General features: G+C 45.8%; 20 protein-coding genes and 1 other RNA gene. 14 read left to right on the top strand and 7 right to left on the bottom strand.

Features of this window, described 5'->3' with window-relative positions:
- The first annotated feature begins 29 nt into the window (after positions 1 to 29).
- The 5 genes from C942_RS08620 to C942_RS08600 all read left to right on the top strand — a co-directional run bounded on the left by C942_RS08620 (position 30) and on the right by C942_RS08600 (position 6,534).
- Complete coding sequence (locus tag C942_RS08620) at positions 30 to 4,016, top strand: type I restriction endonuclease subunit R (RefSeq protein WP_007464730.1); 3,987 nt, start codon at positions 30 to 32, stop codon at positions 4,014 to 4,016.
- Positions 4,016 to 4,696: a M48 family metallopeptidase gene (locus C942_RS08615; protein WP_007464728.1), complete on the top strand. Its 681-nt coding sequence runs from the start codon at positions 4,016 to 4,018 to the stop codon at positions 4,694 to 4,696. The genes C942_RS08620 and C942_RS08615 overlap by 1 nt, the downstream gene beginning before the upstream one ends.
- Before the next feature lie 65 nt (positions 4,697 to 4,761).
- Positions 4,762 to 5,337: a hypothetical protein gene (locus C942_RS08610; RefSeq protein ID WP_036799356.1), complete on the top strand. Its 576-nt coding sequence runs from the start codon at positions 4,762 to 4,764 to the stop codon at positions 5,335 to 5,337.
- Positions 5,312 to 6,145, top strand: coding sequence for a hypothetical protein (locus C942_RS08605; RefSeq protein WP_007464726.1), 834 nt, complete (start codon positions 5,312 to 5,314; stop codon positions 6,143 to 6,145). Before C942_RS08610 ends, C942_RS08605 begins: the two co-directional genes overlap by 26 nt.
- A gap of 191 nt (positions 6,146 to 6,336) precedes the next feature.
- Positions 6,337 to 6,534, top strand: a complete 198-nt coding sequence (locus C942_RS08600; RefSeq protein ID WP_036799387.1) for a helix-turn-helix transcriptional regulator — start codon at positions 6,337 to 6,339, stop codon at positions 6,532 to 6,534.
- Positions 6,535 to 6,868: 334 nt separating this feature from the next.
- Here the strand turns inward: C942_RS08600 and C942_RS08590 are convergent, their stop codons facing one another.
- The 3 genes from C942_RS08590 to smpB form a co-directional block, all read right to left on the bottom strand.
- On the bottom strand, positions 6,869 to 8,110 hold the full coding sequence (locus tag C942_RS08590; protein WP_007464722.1) for an integrase domain-containing protein: 1,242 nt from the start codon (positions 8,108 to 8,110) through the stop codon (positions 6,869 to 6,871).
- A 185-nt stretch (positions 8,111 to 8,295) separates the two neighbouring features.
- Positions 8,296 to 8,665, bottom strand: a transfer-messenger RNA (tmRNA) gene (gene ssrA, locus C942_RS24625).
- A 100-nt stretch (positions 8,666 to 8,765) separates the two neighbouring features.
- The gene (smpB, locus tag C942_RS08585) at positions 8,766 to 9,248 is read right to left on the bottom strand and encodes an SsrA-binding protein SmpB (RefSeq protein WP_007464721.1); all 483 of its coding nucleotides are present in this window, start codon (positions 9,246 to 9,248) and stop codon (positions 8,766 to 8,768) included.
- 221 nt (positions 9,249 to 9,469) lie between these two features.
- On the opposite strand from smpB, the gene C942_RS08580 reads away from it, so the two are divergent.
- Together C942_RS08580 and C942_RS08575 are read left to right on the top strand one after the other, a co-directional pair.
- Positions 9,470 to 9,904 (top strand): SRPBCC family protein, encoded by a 435-nt coding sequence (locus C942_RS08580; RefSeq protein WP_007464719.1) that lies wholly within the window; start codon positions 9,470 to 9,472, stop codon positions 9,902 to 9,904.
- On the top strand, positions 9,894 to 10,217 hold the full coding sequence (locus C942_RS08575) for an RnfH family protein (RefSeq protein ID WP_007464717.1): 324 nt from the start codon (positions 9,894 to 9,896) through the stop codon (positions 10,215 to 10,217). The genes C942_RS08580 and C942_RS08575 overlap by 11 nt, the downstream gene beginning before the upstream one ends.
- Positions 10,218 to 10,303: 86 nt before the next feature.
- Here C942_RS08575 and bamE read toward each other — a convergent pair whose 3' ends face one another.
- From bamE to nadK, 3 genes are all read right to left on the bottom strand, one after another.
- On the bottom strand, positions 10,304 to 10,660 hold the full coding sequence (gene bamE, locus C942_RS08570) for an outer membrane protein assembly factor BamE (RefSeq protein WP_007464715.1): 357 nt from the start codon (positions 10,658 to 10,660) through the stop codon (positions 10,304 to 10,306).
- Positions 10,661 to 10,799: 139 nt separating this feature from the next.
- Positions 10,800 to 12,467 (bottom strand): DNA repair protein RecN, encoded by a 1,668-nt coding sequence (gene recN / locus C942_RS08565; protein WP_007464714.1) that lies wholly within the window; start codon positions 12,465 to 12,467, stop codon positions 10,800 to 10,802.
- Between the two features lie 197 nt (positions 12,468 to 12,664).
- A complete protein-coding gene (gene nadK, locus C942_RS08560; protein WP_007464712.1) occupies positions 12,665 to 13,546 on the bottom strand; it encodes an NAD(+) kinase in 882 nt (293 codons plus the stop codon).
- Positions 13,547 to 13,740: 194 nt separating this feature from the next.
- Between nadK and grpE the strand changes: the two genes are divergently transcribed.
- The 3 genes from grpE (at position 13,741) to dnaJ (ending at position 17,739) form a co-directional block, all read left to right on the top strand.
- On the top strand, positions 13,741 to 14,364 hold the full coding sequence (gene grpE, locus C942_RS08555) for a nucleotide exchange factor GrpE (RefSeq protein WP_007464710.1): 624 nt from the start codon (positions 13,741 to 13,743) through the stop codon (positions 14,362 to 14,364).
- 208 nt (positions 14,365 to 14,572) lie between these two features.
- Positions 14,573 to 16,495: a molecular chaperone DnaK gene (dnaK, locus tag C942_RS08550; RefSeq protein WP_007464708.1), complete on the top strand. Its 1,923-nt coding sequence runs from the start codon at positions 14,573 to 14,575 to the stop codon at positions 16,493 to 16,495.
- An 89-nt stretch (positions 16,496 to 16,584) separates the two neighbouring features.
- Entirely contained in the window at positions 16,585 to 17,739 is a 1,155-nt protein-coding gene (dnaJ, locus tag C942_RS08545; protein WP_007464705.1) for a molecular chaperone DnaJ, read from the top strand.
- A gap of 149 nt (positions 17,740 to 17,888) precedes the next feature.
- Here the strand turns inward: dnaJ and C942_RS08540 are convergent, their stop codons facing one another.
- Complete coding sequence (locus tag C942_RS08540) at positions 17,889 to 18,293, bottom strand: type IV pilin protein (RefSeq protein WP_036799348.1); 405 nt, start codon at positions 18,291 to 18,293, stop codon at positions 17,889 to 17,891.
- 120 nt (positions 18,294 to 18,413) lie between these two features.
- Here C942_RS08540 and C942_RS08535 point away from each other — a divergent pair, with 120 nt between their 5' ends.
- From C942_RS08535 to C942_RS08520, 4 genes are read left to right on the top strand one after another with little or no spacing between them, the layout of a single operon-like run.
- Complete coding sequence (locus C942_RS08535; protein WP_083882326.1) at positions 18,414 to 18,977, top strand: GspH/FimT family pseudopilin; 564 nt, start codon at positions 18,414 to 18,416, stop codon at positions 18,975 to 18,977.
- The gene (locus tag C942_RS08530) at positions 18,955 to 19,560 is read left to right on the top strand and encodes a PilW family protein (RefSeq protein ID WP_036799346.1); all 606 of its coding nucleotides are present in this window, start codon (positions 18,955 to 18,957) and stop codon (positions 19,558 to 19,560) included. Before C942_RS08535 ends, C942_RS08530 begins: the two co-directional genes overlap by 23 nt.
- On the top strand, positions 19,560 to 20,804 hold the full coding sequence (locus C942_RS08525; protein WP_007464700.1) for a hypothetical protein: 1,245 nt from the start codon (positions 19,560 to 19,562) through the stop codon (positions 20,802 to 20,804). The genes C942_RS08530 and C942_RS08525 overlap by 1 nt, the downstream gene beginning before the upstream one ends.
- On the top strand, positions 20,794 to 21,216 hold the full coding sequence (locus C942_RS08520) for a type IV pilus modification PilV family protein (RefSeq protein ID WP_007464699.1): 423 nt from the start codon (positions 20,794 to 20,796) through the stop codon (positions 21,214 to 21,216). The genes C942_RS08525 and C942_RS08520 overlap by 11 nt, the downstream gene beginning before the upstream one ends.
- The last annotated feature ends 183 nt before the right edge of the window (positions 21,217 to 21,399 follow it).

The following is a 21,399-nucleotide window of genomic DNA, read 5'->3' as shown; positions in this document are numbered from 1 at the left end:
CTCGCTGCCAGTAATAAGGATATCAAACAATGTCAGAGTACCAACTGGTAGAAAAGCCGCTGCTAAACCAGCTTAAAAGCATGGGCTGGGATGTGACGGATTTAGGGCAAGGTGTGCCGACCGACCCAACCACCAGCTTTCGCAGCTCTTTTCGTGAAGTCATCTTAAAAGACATTTTTAAAACCGCAGTACACCGCATCAACACCACTGATGACGGCAAGCCTTGGCTGACGGATAGCCAACTCGATGTCTTGCTCGATGATGTTACCGACTTTGGTACTCATAAATTGCTGGCGGCCAACGAAGAGTTTATTGGCCGTCTCCACAAATGGCAGCTCGACCGTAACGAGCTGACCGGCGAAGAATACCCAGTAGTTAAGCTGATTGATTTTGATAACTGGGAAAACAACACGTTCACCGCCATCAATCAGTTTCGTGTTGATACGCCTGGGTTGGGGAAAGAGCACATTCGCCCAGACATTGTATTGTTCGTCAACGGCCTGCCGCTGGTGGTGATTGAGTGTAAAGAGCAGTCACAGCATTGCTGTAACCCAATGGCAGCAGGTATTGACCAATTGCGCCGCTATGCAGACTTGCGCGAGCCTGAACACAGTAAACTGCGTGAGGGTGAACCCGCTCTGTTCTTTGCCAACCAGTTGATGATCAGCACTTACGGTGATGATTGTAAAGTCGGTACCATCACCTCAAATGAAGATTACTACTTCAACTGGAAAACCATCTACCCCGATACAGAGCCCTATATCGCACCGGAAATTGGCACCCATCGCAGCCAGGAGAAGCTAGTTCAGGGCATGCTCCATCCACAACGGCTGCTTGATATCATCCGTTGTTTTACCCTGTTTATGGATACTGACAACGGCCCACGTGTAAAGGTGATTTGCCGATACCAACAATTTCGCGCGGTGCAGAAAATCATTGAGCGTATGGAGCAAGGCGAAACGGGGATTCAGCGTTCAGGCGTGGTTTGGCATACCCAGGGAAGCGGAAAAAGCCTGACCATGGTGTTCTTGGTGCGTAAGCTTCGTCGCCATCCAGAGCTGAAAAGTTACAAGGTACTCATGGTTAACGACCGGAGTGACCTTGAAGAGCAACTGACCAATACCGCCGCGTTAATTGGTGATACGGTCGTTGAGATCAAAAGCACCAAGGATGCAAAGGAGGAGCTGGCTAATGACACCTCGAACACCAATATGGTAATGGTGCATAAGTTCCGCGAGCAAGACAGCAGTTTCCTGCCGGAATCCGTTCGTAAGCTGTTATCTAAGCACCTCGCAGAAGCAAAAGAAGCGGGCGATATTGAGCGCATTGAAGAGCTGGAAGCTGACTTTGATGCTGAGATTGTTATGCATCGACCTTTCGGCGTGATCAACGCCGGTGAAAAAGTGCTGATCTTGGTGGATGAGGCGCACCGCACCCAGCGAGGCGGAAAAGACCGCCCAAGCCTTTCAGATAATCTGTTTGATGCTTTCCCCAAATCAACCCGAGTGGCGTTCACGGGAACACCGCTTATTGCTGACCACCACACTTATCCAACCTGGAAGCGTTTTGGCGTCAGCCAAGAAAAAGCCTATATCGACAAATACAAGCTTCAGGATGCCGTCGATGATGGTGCGACGTTAAAAATCCTCTATGAAGGTAAAACCGCTGACAGTGCGATCTACGATAAAGCGGGGTTTGATACCAAATTTGAAAATCTCTTTGCGGACAGAACGGAAGAAGAGCTCAGAGAGATCCGTAAAAAATACGGTGCTGAAGGGGATATTCTTGAAGCAGAAAAGCGCATTGAGGAAATTGCTGAGGACCTAGTAAAACACTACATACGGCAGATTTTACCAGCTGGCTTCAAAGCCCAGGTGGTGTGCTCTTCTAAGCAAGCAGCTATTCATTACCAAGCTTACATTGAAAAAGCGCTGGCGAAAGAAATCGAGCGGTACAAAAAGCAGCCAGAACAATGTATTGATAAAGCCTGGCTTGAACGCCTTGAGTTTTTGAAAACGGCGGTAGTGATCTCCAGTGATGACACCAACGAAGCAGCGTCTTTCACCTACGCCAGAAAGCAGGCCAAAGAGTTAAAAGCCGTCGAGAGCTTCAAGAAGAAGTTTGATCACAGCAAGCCAAATACCGGCGTCGCTTTCTTGATTGTCTGCGACATGCTGTTAACGGGCTTTGATGCGCCAATTGAACAGGTGATGTACCTCGATAAAAAGCTGCGAGAGCATAACTTGCTGCAAACCATTGCACGTGTAAACAGAACTGCGAAGGAGAAAAAACGCGGTTATATAGTTGATTATATTGGTCTAGCTCATCACCTGAGAGATGCGCTGTCAATGTACTCGCAGGATGACCAAGACGACATTTTGGAAAGCTTGCAAAACATTGATAGCGAAGTGCCGGCTTTGGAAAGTCGTTATCGCCGATTGCTTCAGTTGTTTACCGAACTCAAGGTTCGCAACATTGAAGCGTTTGTAAACCAGAAGCTCAGTGTCGATGAACACTATCAAGTTCAGCTTCAAGCGATTGCAGTTTTAGAAGACCCTCGCCAGCGTGACAGTTTCAACGTGTTCTTGAAGAAGTTCCTTCAAAGCATGGACATCATCATGCCGAATTCCTTGGCGGACCCGTACAAAACGCCGATGTACCAGTTTGTGCATATTCAAGCGAAAGCGCGTCAGCGTTACCAAGATGACAGCATGAGCTTCCAGGGCGTGGGCGCAAAAATTCGTCACCTTGTGAACGAGCATCTGATCAGCCTGGGCATTAACCCTAAAATCAAACCGATTGACCTGTTCAGTGATGCGTTTATGACGAACATGGGTAAAGAGCCGGATTTACAAGCGCAAGCGAGTGAGATGGAACACGCCATTCGTAAGCACTGCAAAGTAAATGCGGATGATGACCCAGTATTTCACAAAAAAATGAGTGAGAAGCTGGATGAGATAATTAAAAAGCACTCTGGAAACTGGGAAAAGATGATCCTAGAGCTGAGTGCTTTACGAGATGAAATCGACGCGGGACGCGGCCCTAATGCCCAAGTCTCCGACCCATTCTTCGATCTGATTGTCAGCATTGCATTCCCAGATGGCGAGCCCGTTAAGCCTCTCGACAAGGTGAAAGCCTGTGTCGACACCGTTATGGAAGAGCTTGGCGAGAATATTGGTAGCCTAGACTTCTGGGAACGCGAAGATTTGATTTCGGAGCTAGAAGGGAAAGTTGAAATGCGCTTCTTACTAAGTGGCGTACCTCAATTGAGTGAGCTAAGTGAACAACTGACAACTGATGTAGTGACATTAGCGCGCAGGAGGGAGTTGTTAATTCTGTCTGAACAGGCGCTGAATGAGCGTATCGATGAAATTATCGAAAAGCTTCGTGCTATTGACCCTGAAGCGTTACAAAAACAAATCAGCGAGCAACCAGACCTCTCATTGCTGAAATATGACTTGGATGGTGTTGATTTATTCCTGGCCCAAGAGCTGGAGCAATATGAGAGTTTCTACGAGCTAGCATTGATCAAGGTGGCAACAGATATCAACTATGTTGAAGAAGAAGAGCACCGTTCGTCACTGCCGTATGAAATTAGAAAGCAGTTCTTGCTTAACTCTGAAGTCGTCCGAGATGCTCTTACCGATATTATTTTATCAATTCAATCAGAGTTAACTTTCCCTGATTTGGAACATAGGCCAATAGTTGCCTTAAAAGAGACTGCAAGAGGAAGTTTGTTCATAACTGTTGTAGTGGGGCTAATGACCAATTTAATCTACGATGTCATTAAAACGACTGCTTTGAAGGGACGCCAACCGATAAAGGACATAGTTTCAAAAGGTGATCGAGTTAAAAATGAGTTACCTGCATTGGTTGAACGAAATCGTGCAGAGCGCGGGCTTAATGAATCAAACTATGGGATTTCTTATACCGAAGAAAAGAACTTAGTTGATGATGCACTAAAGCAACTGTGTGACCGCACTTCATCAAAGCAAGATAAGAACAAATATCACTAATGCAATACAAAGATATCAAATACAGCTTGAAACAAAGCAAGCGAAAGACAACTAGCATTCTTATCGAGCGGGATGGGAGTGTTACTGTGCTTGCGCCTGAAGGCTACGATATTGAAAAAATAGAGAGTATCGTTGAGGAAAAACGGAGCTGGATTTACCGCAACTTAGCAGAGTGGGAAGACCTTAATCGTACCAAGGTTGAGCGCGAGTTCGTGAGCGGTGAGGGCTTCCCCTACCTGGGCTGCAATTATCGTTTAAAGCTGGTGGACGAGCAGAAAGAAGATTTGATCCTGAAAAATGGTTACTTCATGATGCGCCGTGATAAAGCGGAATACGGTAGCGAGCTATTCAAACACTTTTATCGAACCAAGGGGCTATCTCGTATTAGTAAACGGGTAGAGCACTTTGCCCCAAAACTAGGAGTGGATTATCGTGCAATCCGCGTCATGGAACTCCAGCACCATTGGGCGTCATGTTCACCAAAGGGTGACCTGAATTTTCACTGGCGTTGTCTCATGGCACCGCTTGCAGTGCTGGACTATATCGTGGTTCATGAACTGGCTCACCGCGTGGAGCGTAATCACAACGCTGCATTCTGGAATTTGGTCGACAAAATTATGCCGGACTATCAAAAACATGTGTCCTGGTTGAGGCATAATGGTGCAGGAATGGATCTCTAATCGGTTTGGGATATTCAGATTAAAGCTTTACCCAAATGGCAACGACCGGACATTAAGGGGTGAGAATGATAAATACAATATACCGACTGTTGCTGACTTTTAACGCGACCTCGCTGTTAATGCTTATATTTTTGGTTCAAAAGGGATACTCAATAGGGCACTTTTTCCCGAAGTGTCCTTATTTGGTCGGTACGCCGAATTATCTCTCGTATCTTGCCTATTTATCTGTACCTGTTTTACTTACAGGGCTAAGTATCATTTTAAGCTCATTGCTTGGAAAAGATGATTTTCAGCCTGACGAGATTAGTAGTATCGATCACGCAAACAATAGTTTTCTACCTAGTTATCTAGGGTACTTTTTTGTCGCGCTCAGTGTCGGCAACTGGGAAACATTGTGGTTTGTGTACGGAGTTCTGTTTGTGTTCACATTTTTGTCGCAAGCATTGTATTTTAATCCATTGTTCTTGCTTTTTGGATTTGAGTTCTACAACATTACCACTAAAAATGGTACGTCTATCTTTTTGATAAGTAGGTATAAATACAAAAAGCCTAGCGAGGTTGATGTGCCCTTAGCAAATCGAATTAATAATTACACGTTTATTGAACGAGGTGGCAATGGATCACGTTTTGGCGAAGGTTAAAGGATTACGCAAGAAGCCTTATTGCAAACTTGTATCCGATAGCAGTTTGTTTGATGCAGTTCAGATTGATGTAAATGCTTGTGTGTCTTACGACCCGGACCATAACCTTGATGAGGATGCATGGTTCAAGGTTGAGGGTTTTAGTCAGCGGCCATTTTGCCTAGATATTCTGAAGTGTCCTTTTGACTCTAAGGACTATGATGACCTGAAAAAAGAGCAGTTCGGTAAGATCGGCTGTGTTTTTTCTGTGCAAAATGGAGACTTTTACTTTCAAAAAGTTACGCCATCGCTTTTTATTCGCCGCAAGACTGTCGCATTTGGCGAGGCAGCAAAGATTGAAGATAATGGTAACCGCCTAGTTATCAACGCTAAACCAGATGCTATCTACTTCAGCCAATCGGATACACTTGTTTTCACTAACCTTGCGACGATATCGAGTATCTTCAAGGGTATCGATATTCTTTATAAAGAAGCTACAGCTCAAGAGGTTGAGAAGTTTTTGGAAGAGGATTTTATTGAGCTGTCAGATAACTACGGTCTGGAAAAAGTTTCAAAACCAAACAGAAAACGGATTGCTCTGGCTATGGATACATTAGATGCAATGGAGCCAGTTGAACGTGACCAAATGCTTACTTATATCCATAGTTACTGTGACCAAAAACTGCGTTTTGATAAAGATAATGGAAAATTTGAAATTAAAACTGACGATGAACTGAAATATCTTCTTTACGGTATTGAGCAGCGTTTCTACACAACGCCTCTAAGCCAGGAGAGACGTTTAGCGAACTCGGTTCAGTCAATGGATTAAATCTTCTCTTATTCTACTTTGCGTTCTTCATTGATAGGTTGCCTCTAGCTATCATTTTGTATGGCTACTTCACTAGTCTCCCAGATTTGACGGCGTGAATGGTTTATGTAGATAAATCCTCTTTGATAACAGTCAAAAAAATTTCAGGCATATATCACCAAGTGAGATGAACTGACACTATGGGGGAAGATATGCCAGAACAACCAATTAGGCTGATTAGATTGAAAGACGTTATCGCTATGACAGGCCTTTCGCGCTCAAGTGTTTATAAGCATGTGAGTGAAAATGGCTTTCCCGCTCAGGTACCACTTGGTGGACGAGCTGTCGCTTGGGTGGAGAGTGAAGTCTTAGATTGGGTAAAGCAACGTATCGCTTTAAGAGATCAGTAGTGGAGAGGGAGCCGTGCGCTCCCTCTTTTTGTTTTCAGCCCTAAACCACCTACTTCAGTAGGTGGTTATCATTCCTTTCGGCTTTGCCAATAAAGCGAAGTACTTAAAGGGAACATCGTTATCATTGAGCTGAATAACTGTATGTAAGCGTCTTCAACCAACTTCAGTCTGCTAGTCCAGTGATTTAGTCCAGTAACTGATAAAAAGCAGATTTGTAGAAGATAAGTGAGAAGTTGAAGCGCATCCAAAACGATAATGTGCAGTTGAACCGAATAAATGCCCCCTTTTAGGGGGCTCATACAAAGCCACCTTCTTTAGAAGGTGGATCTTTTACCTAGCTAATGATGGTTAATGATTTCATTCCAGTTATGGATAAACTGCCCAGTGACGCCTTTTCTATGTGTTTGCTCCACCAGCACATAAGACGAATCCGTCGCTCTAGGTAGTCTGAACGATTGTAAGCACTTCGTACCTGGTTATCATCAACGTGAGCTAATGCAGCTTCAATCAAGTCTGGCTCAAAGCCTTGCTCGTTAAGTGTGGTACTGGCAAGTGAGCGCAGGCCATGACTGACAAGTCTTCCGGCAAACCCCATACGTTTTAGCGCCATATTTGCTGTTTGGCTATTACAAGGCTTCTTGGGATCACGGTCGGAAGGGAACACGTAATCACGATGTCCACTGATCGCCTGCATTGTATCTAGTAGTGCTATGGCTTGCTCTGTGAGTGGAATACGGTGCTCTCGGCGCTTTTTCATTCGTTCTGCCGGAATGGTCCAGATTTTTTTGTCGATATTAATTTCATCCCAACGTGCGCCAGCAGCTTCTGCTGGTCGTGTCATGGTATGGAGTTGCCATTCTATCAAGCAACGTGTTGTACGCTTGATAGAGGCGTTAGCTATGGCAGACATTAGCTCTGGAAGCTCATCGGGCTTTAGGGCTGCCATATTTTCTTTTTTTGGCTTTTTAAAGGCGTCTTTGATTCCGCTCAGAGGGTTAGAGAAGATAAGACCAGTGTTAACTGCAAACGTCATGAGCTCATTAAGTCGTTGAGTTAAGCGTTTGACTGTCTCCAGGCTTCCTTTAGCCTCTATAGGGCGAAGTACTTGAATCACTTCTTTTGCGGTGATCTTAGCTATTGGATAGTTGCCTAGTTGAGGGAAGATATGCAGCTCTAAGGATCGCCAGATGTCATCGGCATAATTCGAAGTAATCGAATCTTTTTTTACTTCAAACCAGCTAGTTGCGACATTTTGAAGTGTGTGCTCACTTACCAAACGTTCATTATGGCGCTGATTCTCCCTGTGTTCTTTAGGATCAATTTCTTGCGCAACAAGAGCTCTAGCTTCCATGGTGAGTCTACGTGCTTGAGCGAGAGAGATTTCAGGAAAGGGGCCCAAGCCCATATTGATGCGTTTTTTGGAGTATGGGTGGCGATAGTTGAAGTTCCACAGCCGAGAACCATTCTTTCTAACGCGTAGTTGAAGTCCATCACCATCAGAAAGCACATAGTCTTTCTCTTTGGGCTTGGCGTGTTCGATTTCTTTCTGTGTTAATCGAGTCGTTGTCCTGCCCATAATCACTAGCCTCCGTTGCCATGGTATTCCAAAATTGTATACCAAGAAGTTTGGAATACCACTTGGAATACCAAAATTTGTGGAAGCTGGTGGATGTTAATGGATGCTGCAGATACAAGAAAGCCCGGCAGTGCAACGACTTACCGGGCTTTCATAACGTCCGTGGACGTTAACATACGTATGTTTGGTGGAGCTGGCGGGAGTTGAACCCGCGTCCAAAACCAGTCTAACTAATGGCGCTACATGCTTAGTCTATCTATATTCTCGTAAGAGCACTGCGGGTAGACACGCCATGCTAGTACATACCAGAATTCTATTTCGCGGTTCAGCTCTCCGGTCAAAGCTTCCCTCGCTATCTTGTTTGGGTTTGAACTCCTGTGATTCCCCGTCTTACAAGCGGAAGCTAGGGCAGAAGTGCTCTCAGCAGGTTATTAAGCTGCTAGTGCGTAGTTTTCGTCGTTTGCGACTATTTTTTTGCGGCTTTTTTACGAGGCCAACCGCACCTCGGCATGCTCCATGAGCCTTCGTGATCCTGTCGAATCCTAAATCAGCCCCAGAGAACAACAAATGTTATCAGGTAAATCTGTTGTGTCAATATCATTGTCTGCAAACTTGGCCCGGATGCTTATAAAACAATCGCTTGGGCCAAGGCTGTTTAGCGCATGCTGTGCTTCATGATGCGCTGCTTGTCGCGCTGCCAGTCGCGATCTTTCTTGTCGGCGCGCTTGTCGTGCAATTTCTTACCTTTCGCTGTACCTATTTTCAGTTTAACCCATGAACCTTTCCAGTACATGTTAAGGGCTACGATGGTTTCGCCGTCGCGGTTAACCGCACCGGTCAGCCTGTCGATTTCGCGACGGTTCAGCAGCAGCTTACGGGTACGTGTCGGATCGGCGACTACGTGGGTAGAAGCGGCATTCAGCGGGGTGATGGTAACACCGGAAATAAAGGCTTCACCGTTACGCAGGAATACGTAGCTTTCAGAGATGTTCACTTTGCCGGAACGGATCGCTTTTACTTCCCAGCCCTGAAGCTCAAGGCCTGCTTCGTATTCATCCTGAATAGAAAACTCATGACGGGCGGTTTTGTTTTTTGCAATGGTATTGCTGCCCGGTTTGCTTGGTTTTTTCTTTGCCATAATACTCGTCTATTTTTAATGCTGTCCCGGGCCAGAGGAGGTCGGCCCGGTCGAAGTGCATAAGCTGCGGGGTTACGTGCGCCCCGTACTGTGAGCTTTGCACGGATTTTGGCTGATTGCTGAGTAATGGTATCATTGAGCTACCTCTTCTTCCTAGGTTTTGCGGTGTTTTGGCGAAATACTTGTGGGATGAGGCACTTATGATGGGTAAAGGAGAAACTATGCCTCAGATTAGTCGCTCTGCACTGGTTCCTTTTAGTGCGAAGCAAATGTTTGAACTTGTTAATGATGTCGAGTCTTACCCTGCGTTTTTGCCAGGGTGTTCAGGGACGAAAATCTTAGAGAGTTCTGATCAACATATGATGGCATCGGTCGATGTTTCCAAAGCTGGTATAAAGAAGACATTCGTCACCCGTAACCAGCTTGTCCACGGTAATAAGATCGACATGCAGTTGGTGGAAGGCCCGTTCCAGCGCTTGGCTGGTGGCTGGCATTTTATTGAGCTGGATGCCGAGGCCTGCAAAGTGGAACTGAAGCTGGATTTTGAATTTACCAATGGCATTGTTGAAGCGGCGTTCGGTAAGGTGTTCCGCGAGCTGACTAACAATATGGTGAACGCGTTTACCCAACGAGCCCGAGAAGTTTATGAGTTCTGAAGAAAAACTGATTCATGTTGAGGTGGTGTATGCGCTGCCTCACGTTCAGCGGGTGATTAAGCTGGCGATCACGCCGGATACCAAAGTACAGGAAATCATTGAGCAGTCCGGTGTACTGGAGATGTATCCTGAGATCGATCTGAAGAAGAACAAAGTCGGCGTGTATAGCCGTAATGTCAGGTTGGATGCTATGGTTCACGACGGTGACCGGATTGAGATTTACCGCCCGTTAATTGCAGATCCAAGAGAGATCCGCCGTAAGCGTGCTGAGCAGGCAAAGCAAGAGGCGCAAGCTGCCAAAGCAGCAAAATAAGCTCGGATTACTGTTTGGTATCAGATAGCGGCAATAAAAAAGCTCGCCAAGGTGATTGGCGAGCTTTTTTGTGTCTGTTGTATTTGTCAGTTAATCGGGTCCATGAATTTCGGACCGGCTTCAAAATCACCTGACAGAGCAACAAGCTGATTCTGGGCGTTGAACTTCAGTACCAGATTCTTCTGGACTGGCTCGTTGTGGCCCGGCTTGTGGTAGTAGACGTAATACCAGGTGTCCGGGTATTCCGGTTCAACCAGCATCGGTGAACCCAGTACGTAACGTACTTGTTCTTTATTCATTCCGTACCTCAGGGTATCGACATCCTGTTGCTCCAGGAAATTACCCTGATTGATATCGATTCGGTACACCAGTCGTTCAACGACTGAACAGCCACCTAACAGGCTTGCAGCCAGTGTTAGTGCAGCAAGGCTTTTCCAACTCATAGCATCCCGGCAAATTCGTTTTTACTGCTGCGATGATAAACAAGCTCCATGCAGAAGTAAAAAAGCGGTCTAAGAAAAAAACTGTAATTGAGACTGCTGTACAGCCAATTAGTTGCATCAGCCTTTAAGTTTATTCGATTTACGCTGCAAACAGCAGTTCTTTTGCATTTGCCAGGGTGCGGTCGGTGATTTCGCTACCGCCAAGCAGCCTTGCTAGCTCAGATACTCGCTCGTCGTTGGTCAGCGGGTACATGTTGGTTTCAGTTTGTCCCTTGGTGCTCTTCTTGGCAACGAACATTTGCTGATGACCGCAACCGGCAACCTGAGGCAGGTGGGTCACACACATTACCTGAGTGGACTCGCCCAAGGTACGTAGCATTTTTCCGACAATGGCAGCCGTCGGGCCACTGATACCGACATCGACTTCATCGAAAATCAGGCTTGGAGTTTCAATTTTCTGCGCTGTGATCACCTGGATGGCCAGGGAAATACGCGACAGCTCACCGCCTGAGGCCACTTTGCCCAGCGGTTGCAATGGCTGCCCCGGGTTGGTTGAAACCAGGAAGGTGATGGTGTCAAAACCCAGCGGGCTGAGCATACGTTCGGCATCGCTCTGGATATCGATTTTGAAAATACCGTTTTCCATACTTAGTTGGTGCATGCTTTCTGAGATTTTCTTGTCCAGTTCTTTGGCATACCGCTGGCGGCTCTTGCTTAGTTTTTCGGCATTGGTCAGGCAGAGCTGGCGTTTGGCTTCAACCTGCTCGGCCATTTCTTCCAGTCGCTCATCGCTGCAGTCTAGATCGTCCAGCTCTTTCAGAAGATCTTGGTGCTTCTGATATAGTTCGTCCGGCATCACATAGTGTTTGCGTGCCAGTGACATGATTTTCGCCAGGCGTTCTTCCAAGTAGATCAGGCGCTGCGGATCCATATCTAGGTTATCAAGGTAACAGCGCAGTTCCTGGCTGGCTTCCTGAACCTGAATTATGGCGTCTTCTAGCATTTCCGGGATCACTTTCAGGTTGGCATCCATTTCACCTAAGTTGATTACTTGTTGGCTTGCCATCTGTAATAGTTGCAGGGCATTGCCTTCGTCGCTGTCGTACAGCATCGACAGGGCAGTCTGGCTTGAAACCGCTAGCTCACCGCTGTTAGACAGGCGTTTGTGCTCTTCTTCGATTTCGGCATATTCGTGCTCGCCTAGCGCCAGTTCGTCCAGCTCTTTTACCTGGTATTGCAGCAGCTGTTTTTGCGCTTCATTTTCGTCACGGCTCTGGGTCAGGCGTTTGAGTTCATTATGGGCCTGCCGCCAGATCTGATACGACTGGCGGGTTTTATCCATTAGCAGGTGGTGACCGGCATACTGATCTAGCATCTGCTGTTGGTAGTCTGCCCGCATTAACTGCTGGTGGGCGTGCTGGCCGTGGATGTTGATCAGCAACTGGCCCAGGGCTTTTTGTTGTGAAGCCGGTACCGGGCTGCCGTTAATAAAGGCGCGGGAACGGCCTTCTTTGGTGATCACGCGGCGAAGAATACACTCATCACCGTCGCTGAGTTCATTGTCTTCCAGCCAGCGTCGTGCCGACTGGTTATTTAGTAGGGAAAACGCCGCCGAGATTTCGGCTTTGTCTTGGTTTGGCCGCACCATGCTCGCTTCTGCGCGATCGCCTAAGCATAAACCGAGAGCATCAATAGATATGGATTTACCGGCACCGGTTTCACCTGTAATGGTGGTCATGCCCGGCTTCAGTTCGAATTCAAGGCTTTTAACAATAGCAAAGTTAGAGATGGTCATATGGGCAAGCATGTGTTCACCTGTTTAAATCAACACCTGTTTTTCCATACAGTATATACTGTATCTATACACAGTAAAGTGCTGGTCATGAAATTTTGCTGTGTAATTTTGATTTTGGATAACTTTCTGAAAATTAGAATTAATTATGAGCAGGAATAAAAAAGCCAGCACGGAGCTGGCTTAGGCGAATTGGTGATTTTTACCGCTGATCAGAACAGTTTGCTCGACCAGCCAAGTTTGCCGCGAAGCACGCTGTAGTAGCTGTAGTTTTTTGGATGGATCAGTTGGAGGTGATCCGGGCTCCGGTAGATGTAAATTTCATCGCCCGGGCTGACTGGCAGGGAAACCTGGCCGTCGCAGCTGACTTCCAGAGTGCTGCCGTTGGTAGGGGATACCAGCAGTTTGATTTTGCTGTTTCCGTCTACAACCAACGGACGGCACGATAGGGTGTGCGGGAACATCGGCACCAGGGAAATCGCATTCAAGCTCGGTGACAGGATCGGACCGCCGCCGGAAAGCGAATAAGCCGTAGAGCCGGTTGGAGTCGAGATGATCAGGCCGTCAGAACGTTGCGAGAAGGCGAAGTTATCGTCAATGTAAACTTCGAACTCAATCATATGGGCGATCTTGTCCGGATGCAGCACCGCTTCGTTCAGGGCGGCATTGCGGCTTTTTATCTGGCCGTGGCGATGGACCTCAGCCTCCAGCAGGAAACGCTTTTCGGTGATATATTCGCCTTGTAAGACCTTTTCCAGCTCGGAATCAAACGCATCGGGGTCCAGATCTGTCAGGAAGCCCAGGTTACCGCGGTTTACTCCGATCACGGCAACATCAAAGCGCGACAGCACACGGGCTGCACCCAGCATATTTCCGTCACCGCCGACAACAATAGCCAGATCGGCTTTGTCACCGATCGTCAGAAGATCGCACAACGCCCGCTGCGGTACATCGAGATCGTTAGCCAACCGGTGGTCGACTAGTACGTCATGCCCTTTGGTGGTAAGCCAGTCATACAGCGCTTTATGAGTTTGCAAAGCGTCGGGATTTCTCGGTTTACCGATGATCGCGATTGTCTGGAAATGTCGCTTCATGTCTTTGATCCGAAAATAATAGTGCAGCCAGTATAGCGTCAGGTTTAGATTCTTGTCGCGCTTTGTGAGTGATCTCGGCTTGAATCATTGAACTTCATCCCCATAATATGCGCATATACGTTTTTTCTTGGTAGGACCATTCTCTTTTTTCCTACCAGCCGACAAACAAAATATCTTGGCGGAGAAGCTAAAGCATGAGCAACGAAGATAAGAAAGTACAGGACGAACAGCTGAAGCAAGACACTGTTGAAGCAGAAGCGGTTGAAACTGAATCTGCTGAGGAAGTAGTAGAAATGACAGAGCAGGAACTTCAGGCTGCACGTATTGCTGAGCTTGAAGCTGCGCTGCTGACTAGCGAAGCGAAAGTAAAAGAGCAGCAGGAAAGTGTATTGCGTGCTCGTGCCGATGTTGAAAACATGCGTCGTCGTACCGAACAGGAAATCGACAAGGCACGTAAATATGCACTTGAAAAGTTTGCCGGTGAGCTGTTGCCTGTTATCGATAACATGGAGCGTGCTATCGAGATGGCAGATAAGAATGATGATGCAATCAAGTCAATGATTGAAGGTGTTGAGCTGACACTGAAAACCATGACTGACACTGTTGCTAAGTTCGGTCTGAACCAGATCAACCCGGAAGGTCAGCCATTCAACCCTGAATTCCACCAAGCGATGTCTATTCAGGAAAGCGCTGAGCATGAGCCAAACACCGTAATGCTGGTAATGCAGAAAGGTTACGAGCTGAACGGCCGAGTTATCCGCCCTGCGATGGTTATGGTATCGAAAGCCGCTTCAGGCAACGTTGATACTCAAGCATAAGCGGGTAAGAATTGTACGAAACCCGCAGCAATTGCGGGTTTTTTTATTTTTTTTGATTTTTTTTCGGTGTCGGCCTTGAAAACAAATTGGCTGCCCTTATTTAGTAGTCATACGACATCGTAAAACAATTTCCGCGGCTCAGCCGCATTGTCAGTCAAATTACTAAGTGGCTGGCAAATAGAGCTAAACGAATTTCGGAGAAAGCCTGATGGGTAAAATCATTGGTATTGACTTGGGTACAACTAACTCTTGTGTAGCAGTACTTGATGGTGAGAAACCACGTGTAATTGAGAACGCAGAAGGTGAGCGTACAACTGCATCAGTTATCGCTTACACTCAAGATGGTGAAACACTGGTTGGCCAGCCGGCTAAACGTCAGGCGGTAACAAACCCTGAAAACACACTATTTGCGATCAAGCGTCTGATCGGTCGTCGCTTTGAAGACGAAGAAGTTCAGCGCGACATCGAAATCATGCCTTTCAAAATTGTTAAGGCTGACAACGGCGATGCATGGGTAGAAGCAAAAGGCCAGAAGATGGCTGCTCCTCAGGTATCAGCTGAAGTTCTTAAGAAGATGAAGAAAACTGCAGAAGACTTCCTGGGTGAGGAAGTAACTGGCGCAGTTATTACAGTACCAGCGTACTTCAACGACTCTCAGCGTCAGGCAACTAAAGATGCCGGCCGTATCGCAGGTCTTGAAGTTAAGCGTATCATCAACGAACCAACAGCTGCTGCACTGGCTTACGGTCTTGATAAACAAGGCGGTGACCGCACTATCGCTGTTTACGACCTTGGTGGTGGTACTTTCGACATTTCTATCATCGAAATCGATGAAGTTGAAGGCGAGAAGACTTTCGAAGTTCTTTCAACCAACGGTGACACTCACCTGGGCGGTGAAGACTTCGATAACCGCATGATCAACTACCTGGTTGATGAGTTCAAGAAAGAGCAGTCTATCGACCTGCGTAACGACCCTCTTGCAATGCAGCGTCTGAAAGAAGCTGCAGAAAAAGCGAAGATCGAGCTGTCTTCTGCTCAGCAGACTGATGTAAACCTACCTTACATCACTGCAGATGCAACGGGTCCTAAGCACATGAACATCAAAGTGACTCGTGCGAAGCTTGAAGCTCTGGTTGAAGATCTGGTACAGCGTTCTCTTGAGCCAATGAAAGTTGCTCTGGCTGACGCAGACCTGTCTGTAGGCGACATCACTGACGTTATCCTGGTTGGTGGTCAAACTCGTATGCCAATGGTTCAGGCTAAAGTTGCTGAGTTCTTCGGTAAGGAAGCTCGTAAAGACGTTAATCCGGACGAAGCAGTTGCTGTCGGTGCTGCGGTTCAGGGCGGTGTACTTGCCGGTGACGTTAAAGACGTTCTTCTGTTAGACGTTACTCCACTGTCTCTTGGTATCGAAACCATGGGCGGTGTGATGACTAAGCTTATCGAGAAGAACACAACTATCCCGACTAAAGCGAACCAGGTGTTCTCTACTGCTGAAGACAACCAGAACGCGGTAACTATCCACGTTCTTCAGGGTGAGCGTAAGCAAGCGAACTACAACAAGTCTCTTGGTCAGTTCAACCTTGAAGGTATCAACCCGGCTCCTCGCGGTATGCCTCAGATCGAAGTTACTTTCGACCTGGATGCGGACGGTATCCTACATGTTTCTGCGAAAGACAAGGCAACTGGTAAAGAGCAGAACATCACTATCCAGGCTTCTGGTGGTCTGAGCGACGACGAAATCGAGAAGATGGTTCAGGAAGCAGAAGCTAACAAAGAAGCGGATAAGAAGTTCGAAGAGTTAGTAACTGCACGTAACCAGGCTGACCAGCTGGTACACGGTACTCGCAAGCAGATTGAAGAAGCTGGCGAAGCACTTCCTGCAGACGAGAAAGAGAAGATTGAAGCGGCTGTAAGCGAGCTTGAAGAAGCACGTAAAGGTGAAGACAAAGAAGCGATCGACGCTAAAGTTCAGGCGCTAATCGCTGCTTCTCAGAAGCTGATGGAAATTGCTCAGCAGCAGGCTCAAGCTCAGCAGGCGCAAGCCGGTGAGGGCGAGCAGCCGGCACAACAGCAAGATGACAACGTTGTAGACGCTGAGTTCGAAGAAGTTAAAGACGACAAGAAATAAGAATAAGTAACTCTTAATCTTATTTGAGCGCGGGCGTTGGAGGAATACTCTTGCGCCCGTAGCTGTATTAAGGCAGGTGACAGATTAGTATGTCAAAACGTGACTTATATGAAGTTCTCGGCGTAGCGCGTGATGCGTCTGAGCGCGAGATCAAAAAGGCTTATAAGCGCCTTGCAATGAAGTTTCACCCTGACCGTAACCAGGGCGACGAGCAGGCAGCTGAAAAATTCAAGGAAGTTAAGAACGCCTACGAGATCCTGACCGATCCGCAGAAGAAAGCGGCATACGATCAGTACGGCCATGCAGCCTTCGAACAGGGTGGCATGGGTGGCGGCGGCTTCGGCGGTGGCGGCTTTGGTGGCGGCGCTGACTTCGGCGACATCTTTGGTGATGTGTTCGGTGATATCTTCGGTGGTGGCGGTCGTCGTGGTGGTCAGCAGCGTGCTCAGCGTGGTGCAGATTTGCGCTACAACATGGAGCTGACACTGGAAGAAGCAGTTCGCGGTTGCAGTAAAGAAATCCGTGTACCGACTATGGTTCACTGTGACTCTTGTGACGGCAGCGGTGCGAAGAAAGGCACATCGGCAACAACCTGTTCGACCTGTCACGGTCAGGGCCAGGTTCAGATGCGTCAGGGCTTCTTTGCTGTTCAACAGACATGTCCGCACTGTCATGGTCGTGGCAAGATCATCAAAGACCCTTGTAATGTATGTCACGGTCAGGGCCGTAAAGAAGAAACTAAGACCCTGTCTGTGAAGATCCCTGCCGGTGTTGATACGGGAGACCGTATTCGCCTGTCCGGTGAAGGTGAAGCTGGGGAATTCGGTGCACCGGCTGGTGACTTGTACGTACAGGTACATGTAGCTCAGCACAGCATCTTCGAGCGTGATGGCAACAACCTGTACTGCGAAGTTCCTGTTAGCTTTACCATGGCTGCGTTGGGTGGTGAGGTTGAAGTTCCTACCCTAGATGGTCGTGTAAACCTGAAAGTACCTTCAGAAACACAAACTGGCCGCATGTTCCGTATGCGTGGCAAAGGCGTGAAATCTGTTCGCGGTGGTGCTATGGGCGATCTGATCTGTAAGCTGGTGGTAGAAACACCGGTTAACCTGAGTGCTCGTCAGAAAGAGCTTCTGCAGGAGCTGGAAGAGACACTGGGCGGCTCTGCTGCAAAGAAGCACAAGCCTAAGTCAGAAGGCTTCTTCGATGGAGTGAAGAAGTTCTTTGATGATTTGACAGGTTAATAGTTGTTGTTCGAAAAGCCGGCAGATGCCGGCTTTTTTTATGTCTTTTCATCTACACTTTTGTTGCTACATTTTTTGGGGTGGTTGTATTAGCGTGTAGGCGGTTTCAATGATTCAATTACTAGCGATATTTAACTAAAGTAAGGGAGCTACCAACATTGTCCTGAACCTGATGCCGTTCCGATGCCTCCGGCATTTAGAGTCAGGATTTTGCAGCTGTCCTGAGCCTGTCCGCTACTTGCCTGTGGTGTGGCGATGATTTTATAAGTATCCATCCCAATTCCTGACGAATCAATTTCCAGCTTGTACCTGTTCGTATCCGTTTCGCAGAAACTGCATGTGCTCTCTGTGACTATTGAGTCATCGTAACTTCCTGTTTGAGTGTAACTTTCCTCTAGATTGAGTTGGATCTTGATCATATCTGCCATAACCTGAGAGCGATGTCCTTTTAATACATGTGCTTGGTAAGAAGGGTAGGTTAATGCTGTTAATACTCCGATAACGGTGACAGCTATCAGTAATTCGATCAGTGTCACGCCATTTTGTTTTTCCATTTCTCTGAATCTCTGATTTATTAGAGTTAACTCGACAAGTCTTTTTTATTAAATCTGGCCTATTTTGCTGTGGTGGTAACATGTGATTCAAGTTGTCTATTAGTAGTCAGCAGGGATTGATTGGGTTATTGGAAAATAGGTCGCGTAATTGTGTCAGCTATACATTTCGTACATTCTGGTAGTCGAGTAAAGCGAGGTTTCACTTTACTAGAGCTGATCATTACGCTTTCTGTAATGATGATTCTTGTCGGTGCTGCAGCACCTTCTTTTTCCAAAATTATCGAAGAAAATGAAATAAGACGGCTGGCAACCGAAATTGAGTGGCTGTTGGTTCAGGCAAAGTCTGAAGCGGTAATGCGAAGTAACCCTGTAATGGTGAAAGTAACTAATATCACTGGTACGCCTAATGTTTCCTCTGACTGGCTAATTGAAGCATCTGTTTCAGGTGGTTCTACAGTTATTTCAAGAGTTGTTGGTTCACAATTTCCTAAGTTGAAAATCAGTAAGCGATTTAATACAGACACAATTACCTTTGACTCTTTAACAGGGAGACCTAACTTCAATGGACATTTTGCTTTCTCATCGGCAGACAACAAAATTGTAAAAGTTATGATAAATAATGTGACTGGGCGTTTGTATGTTTGCTCCAAGGAGGGAGACTATGACTATAGCAAATGCTCATAGATATAGTTATGGATTTAGTATTATTGAATTGCTTGTTGCTTCTTTTATTAGCTTAATGGTTTTAGCTGTTGTGACAGGTGTCTTTATTTCAGGGTTTAACTCTTTTTCGCAACGTTCATTACAATTAATGGTCGCTCAAGATGCTAATGATGCATTAAAGATACTGAAGGAAGACATTTTAAGGGCTGGTTATAACTCCAGCACTAACTCATCGTTTGTTATTAGTGGTGCTGCTAGTACGGTTTATATAAAACCATCATCTTCAGGAAACTCTAATTGTATTGCTTATGGCTATAATGATGGGAAAAAAGAATATTTCCGTTCTTATTACTTGAAAGATAATAAGTTAAATTTTTATGCGACAAAAGATGAAGTTATCACTACATCAACTGCATGTGAAGGAGGGAAGTCAGTATTAGACAATAAGCAGTTAAAAGTAACCAAGTTTGAGTTGACAGAGAAGAAGTTGACGGTTGGCTCTGTAAATAGTAAATATATCACTATTAATCTGGAAATAGCGACACGTGATGATGCTATTTCAGCAGCAAAGACGATTACAGTGAAGACAAGGAACTGGACCTAATGAGAAGGCAACGAGGGGTTGTGACATTATTGGTGACAACAATGATACTTCTTGCTTCACTGATATTTTCACTTGCTTCATATAAGAATCTTTATTATCAGTTGAAGCGCTCGCAGAATGAGGTGTTATCCAGAAAAGTTCATTGGTTGGCTGAAGGCGGTTTGGAATGTGGTTTTGCTGCTGTCAATCGTGCTGGTGGTGTAAATACAGCACTAACACCGTTAATCTATAGTTGCGAAACAGAAAACACTGATATAAATATTAATGCGTCGGGAGCTGATTATGAAATTTCCTCTTTGGCATCAATTGATAACAAAGCTAAGGCTTTTGTTAATAAGTCTTTTTCACTAACATCTCAAAGCAGCGGTGCATTTAAGTCAACGTCTGACATTATATTTAATGTTAGTGGCGGTAATATGGACGTATATCCAGATCCGGGCGTTAGAAAAGGTGATGAATATAACTGTATATTAGCAAGGTTTTCTGGAGATTTGACAATAAAAGGCGTTTTGCAAAATAAAGGGCTTTATTTTGAATACCCTCCATATTCAGATTTTGATTTTTCTGGAAAACCTAAATGTAAGAGTAATTATAGAACTGTTTCTGTGAAAAATACGTCATTCTCATTAACTCCTGAACGCTTTAATAGTGATTTTAAAAAAGAAGTTAATTTAGACCCATTTAAAGAGATGTTCGGTTATTCCAAAGGGCAGTGGAAAGAAGTGAAAAAAGAGTTCTTTCCAATAAATCAAGGAAGTAGTTGCTCTACAGCTATTGCAAAAGCCATTAAAAATGGTAAGCAACGCATTTGGATAGAGGGAAGTTGCGATTTAAAACATAATGCGGATGAAATCAATGAAGCCATGACATTAACAGGGGCGGCAAAGTCAGCGTTGATTCTTGTTCAAGATGGAGTGGTGGCTTTTAACGGAGCAGCTGTTAGCTTGAATATTATCATTTATCAGTTTCTAACACCTAAAACGTCACCAGAGCTTCCATGGCAGCCTTCTGCTGCGGAATGGAATGCGACGTCGGTGGCTGCACACGTACCGGATAAATCAACGTACGTACATTATCAATTTGGTGCTTTGCATACAAAGGGAGGGTTTGTATTTGATATGCCCGGCTATAAGGCGAATCTTACAGGAAGTGTTAATTTTTCATTCAACGGTGATGTATTGAAAGACGTTTTAATACCTTTTGCGAAACCGAGATGGAACCAAGGATCTTGGCGTGATTTCTAACAATAACGGCTTTAGCCTACTAGAAGTAGTGATTTCATTGTTTATGATGGCCGCTGGTGTGATGGGGCTGATTAAAATGCAGTCTTACATGGAGGTAAAATCATATAATGCACTTAAATCGATAGATGCACTCTACCTTGCAGAACAGCAACTGGAATATTTTCGTACCAGGGCAGAGGTTAGTAGTGGCGTAAACTTAATTTCGTATGATGATATTAACTCGTCTCAGTGTCCTTCTATAGATACCACTGTTCCGCCTGAGTACAGCTTGTCATGCAAAGTGGCTACAATAGAAGCCTTATCTGGTAGTGCCAAGAAAATAACGGTTGCAGCTAAATGGAGTGATCGCTGGCAAAATCAACAAAAGGTCGAGCTGACGACAATTATCTCCAGATATAGTGAGTTTGATTAAGCCTTTTAACTCTCATTATGTCGTTAATCGAAGCAACCGAACGCACCGATTGTTTAAAATATGTGCGGTTAATCTTTTTTTCGTAAAAAGTGGTTGCCAATATCGAATTTCTCCCTATAATTCGCTCCCGTTGTCACGAAAAATGTTCATTGCGAACAGATTGATAACCAAGTTCTTTAACAA

This window comes from Photobacterium marinum, from assembly GCF_000331515.1.
GTDB lineage: Bacteria > Pseudomonadota > Gammaproteobacteria > Enterobacterales > Vibrionaceae > Photobacterium > Photobacterium marinum.
Note: the sequence above shows the minus strand (reverse complement) of the source record. Positions and strands in the feature narration are given on the sequence as shown.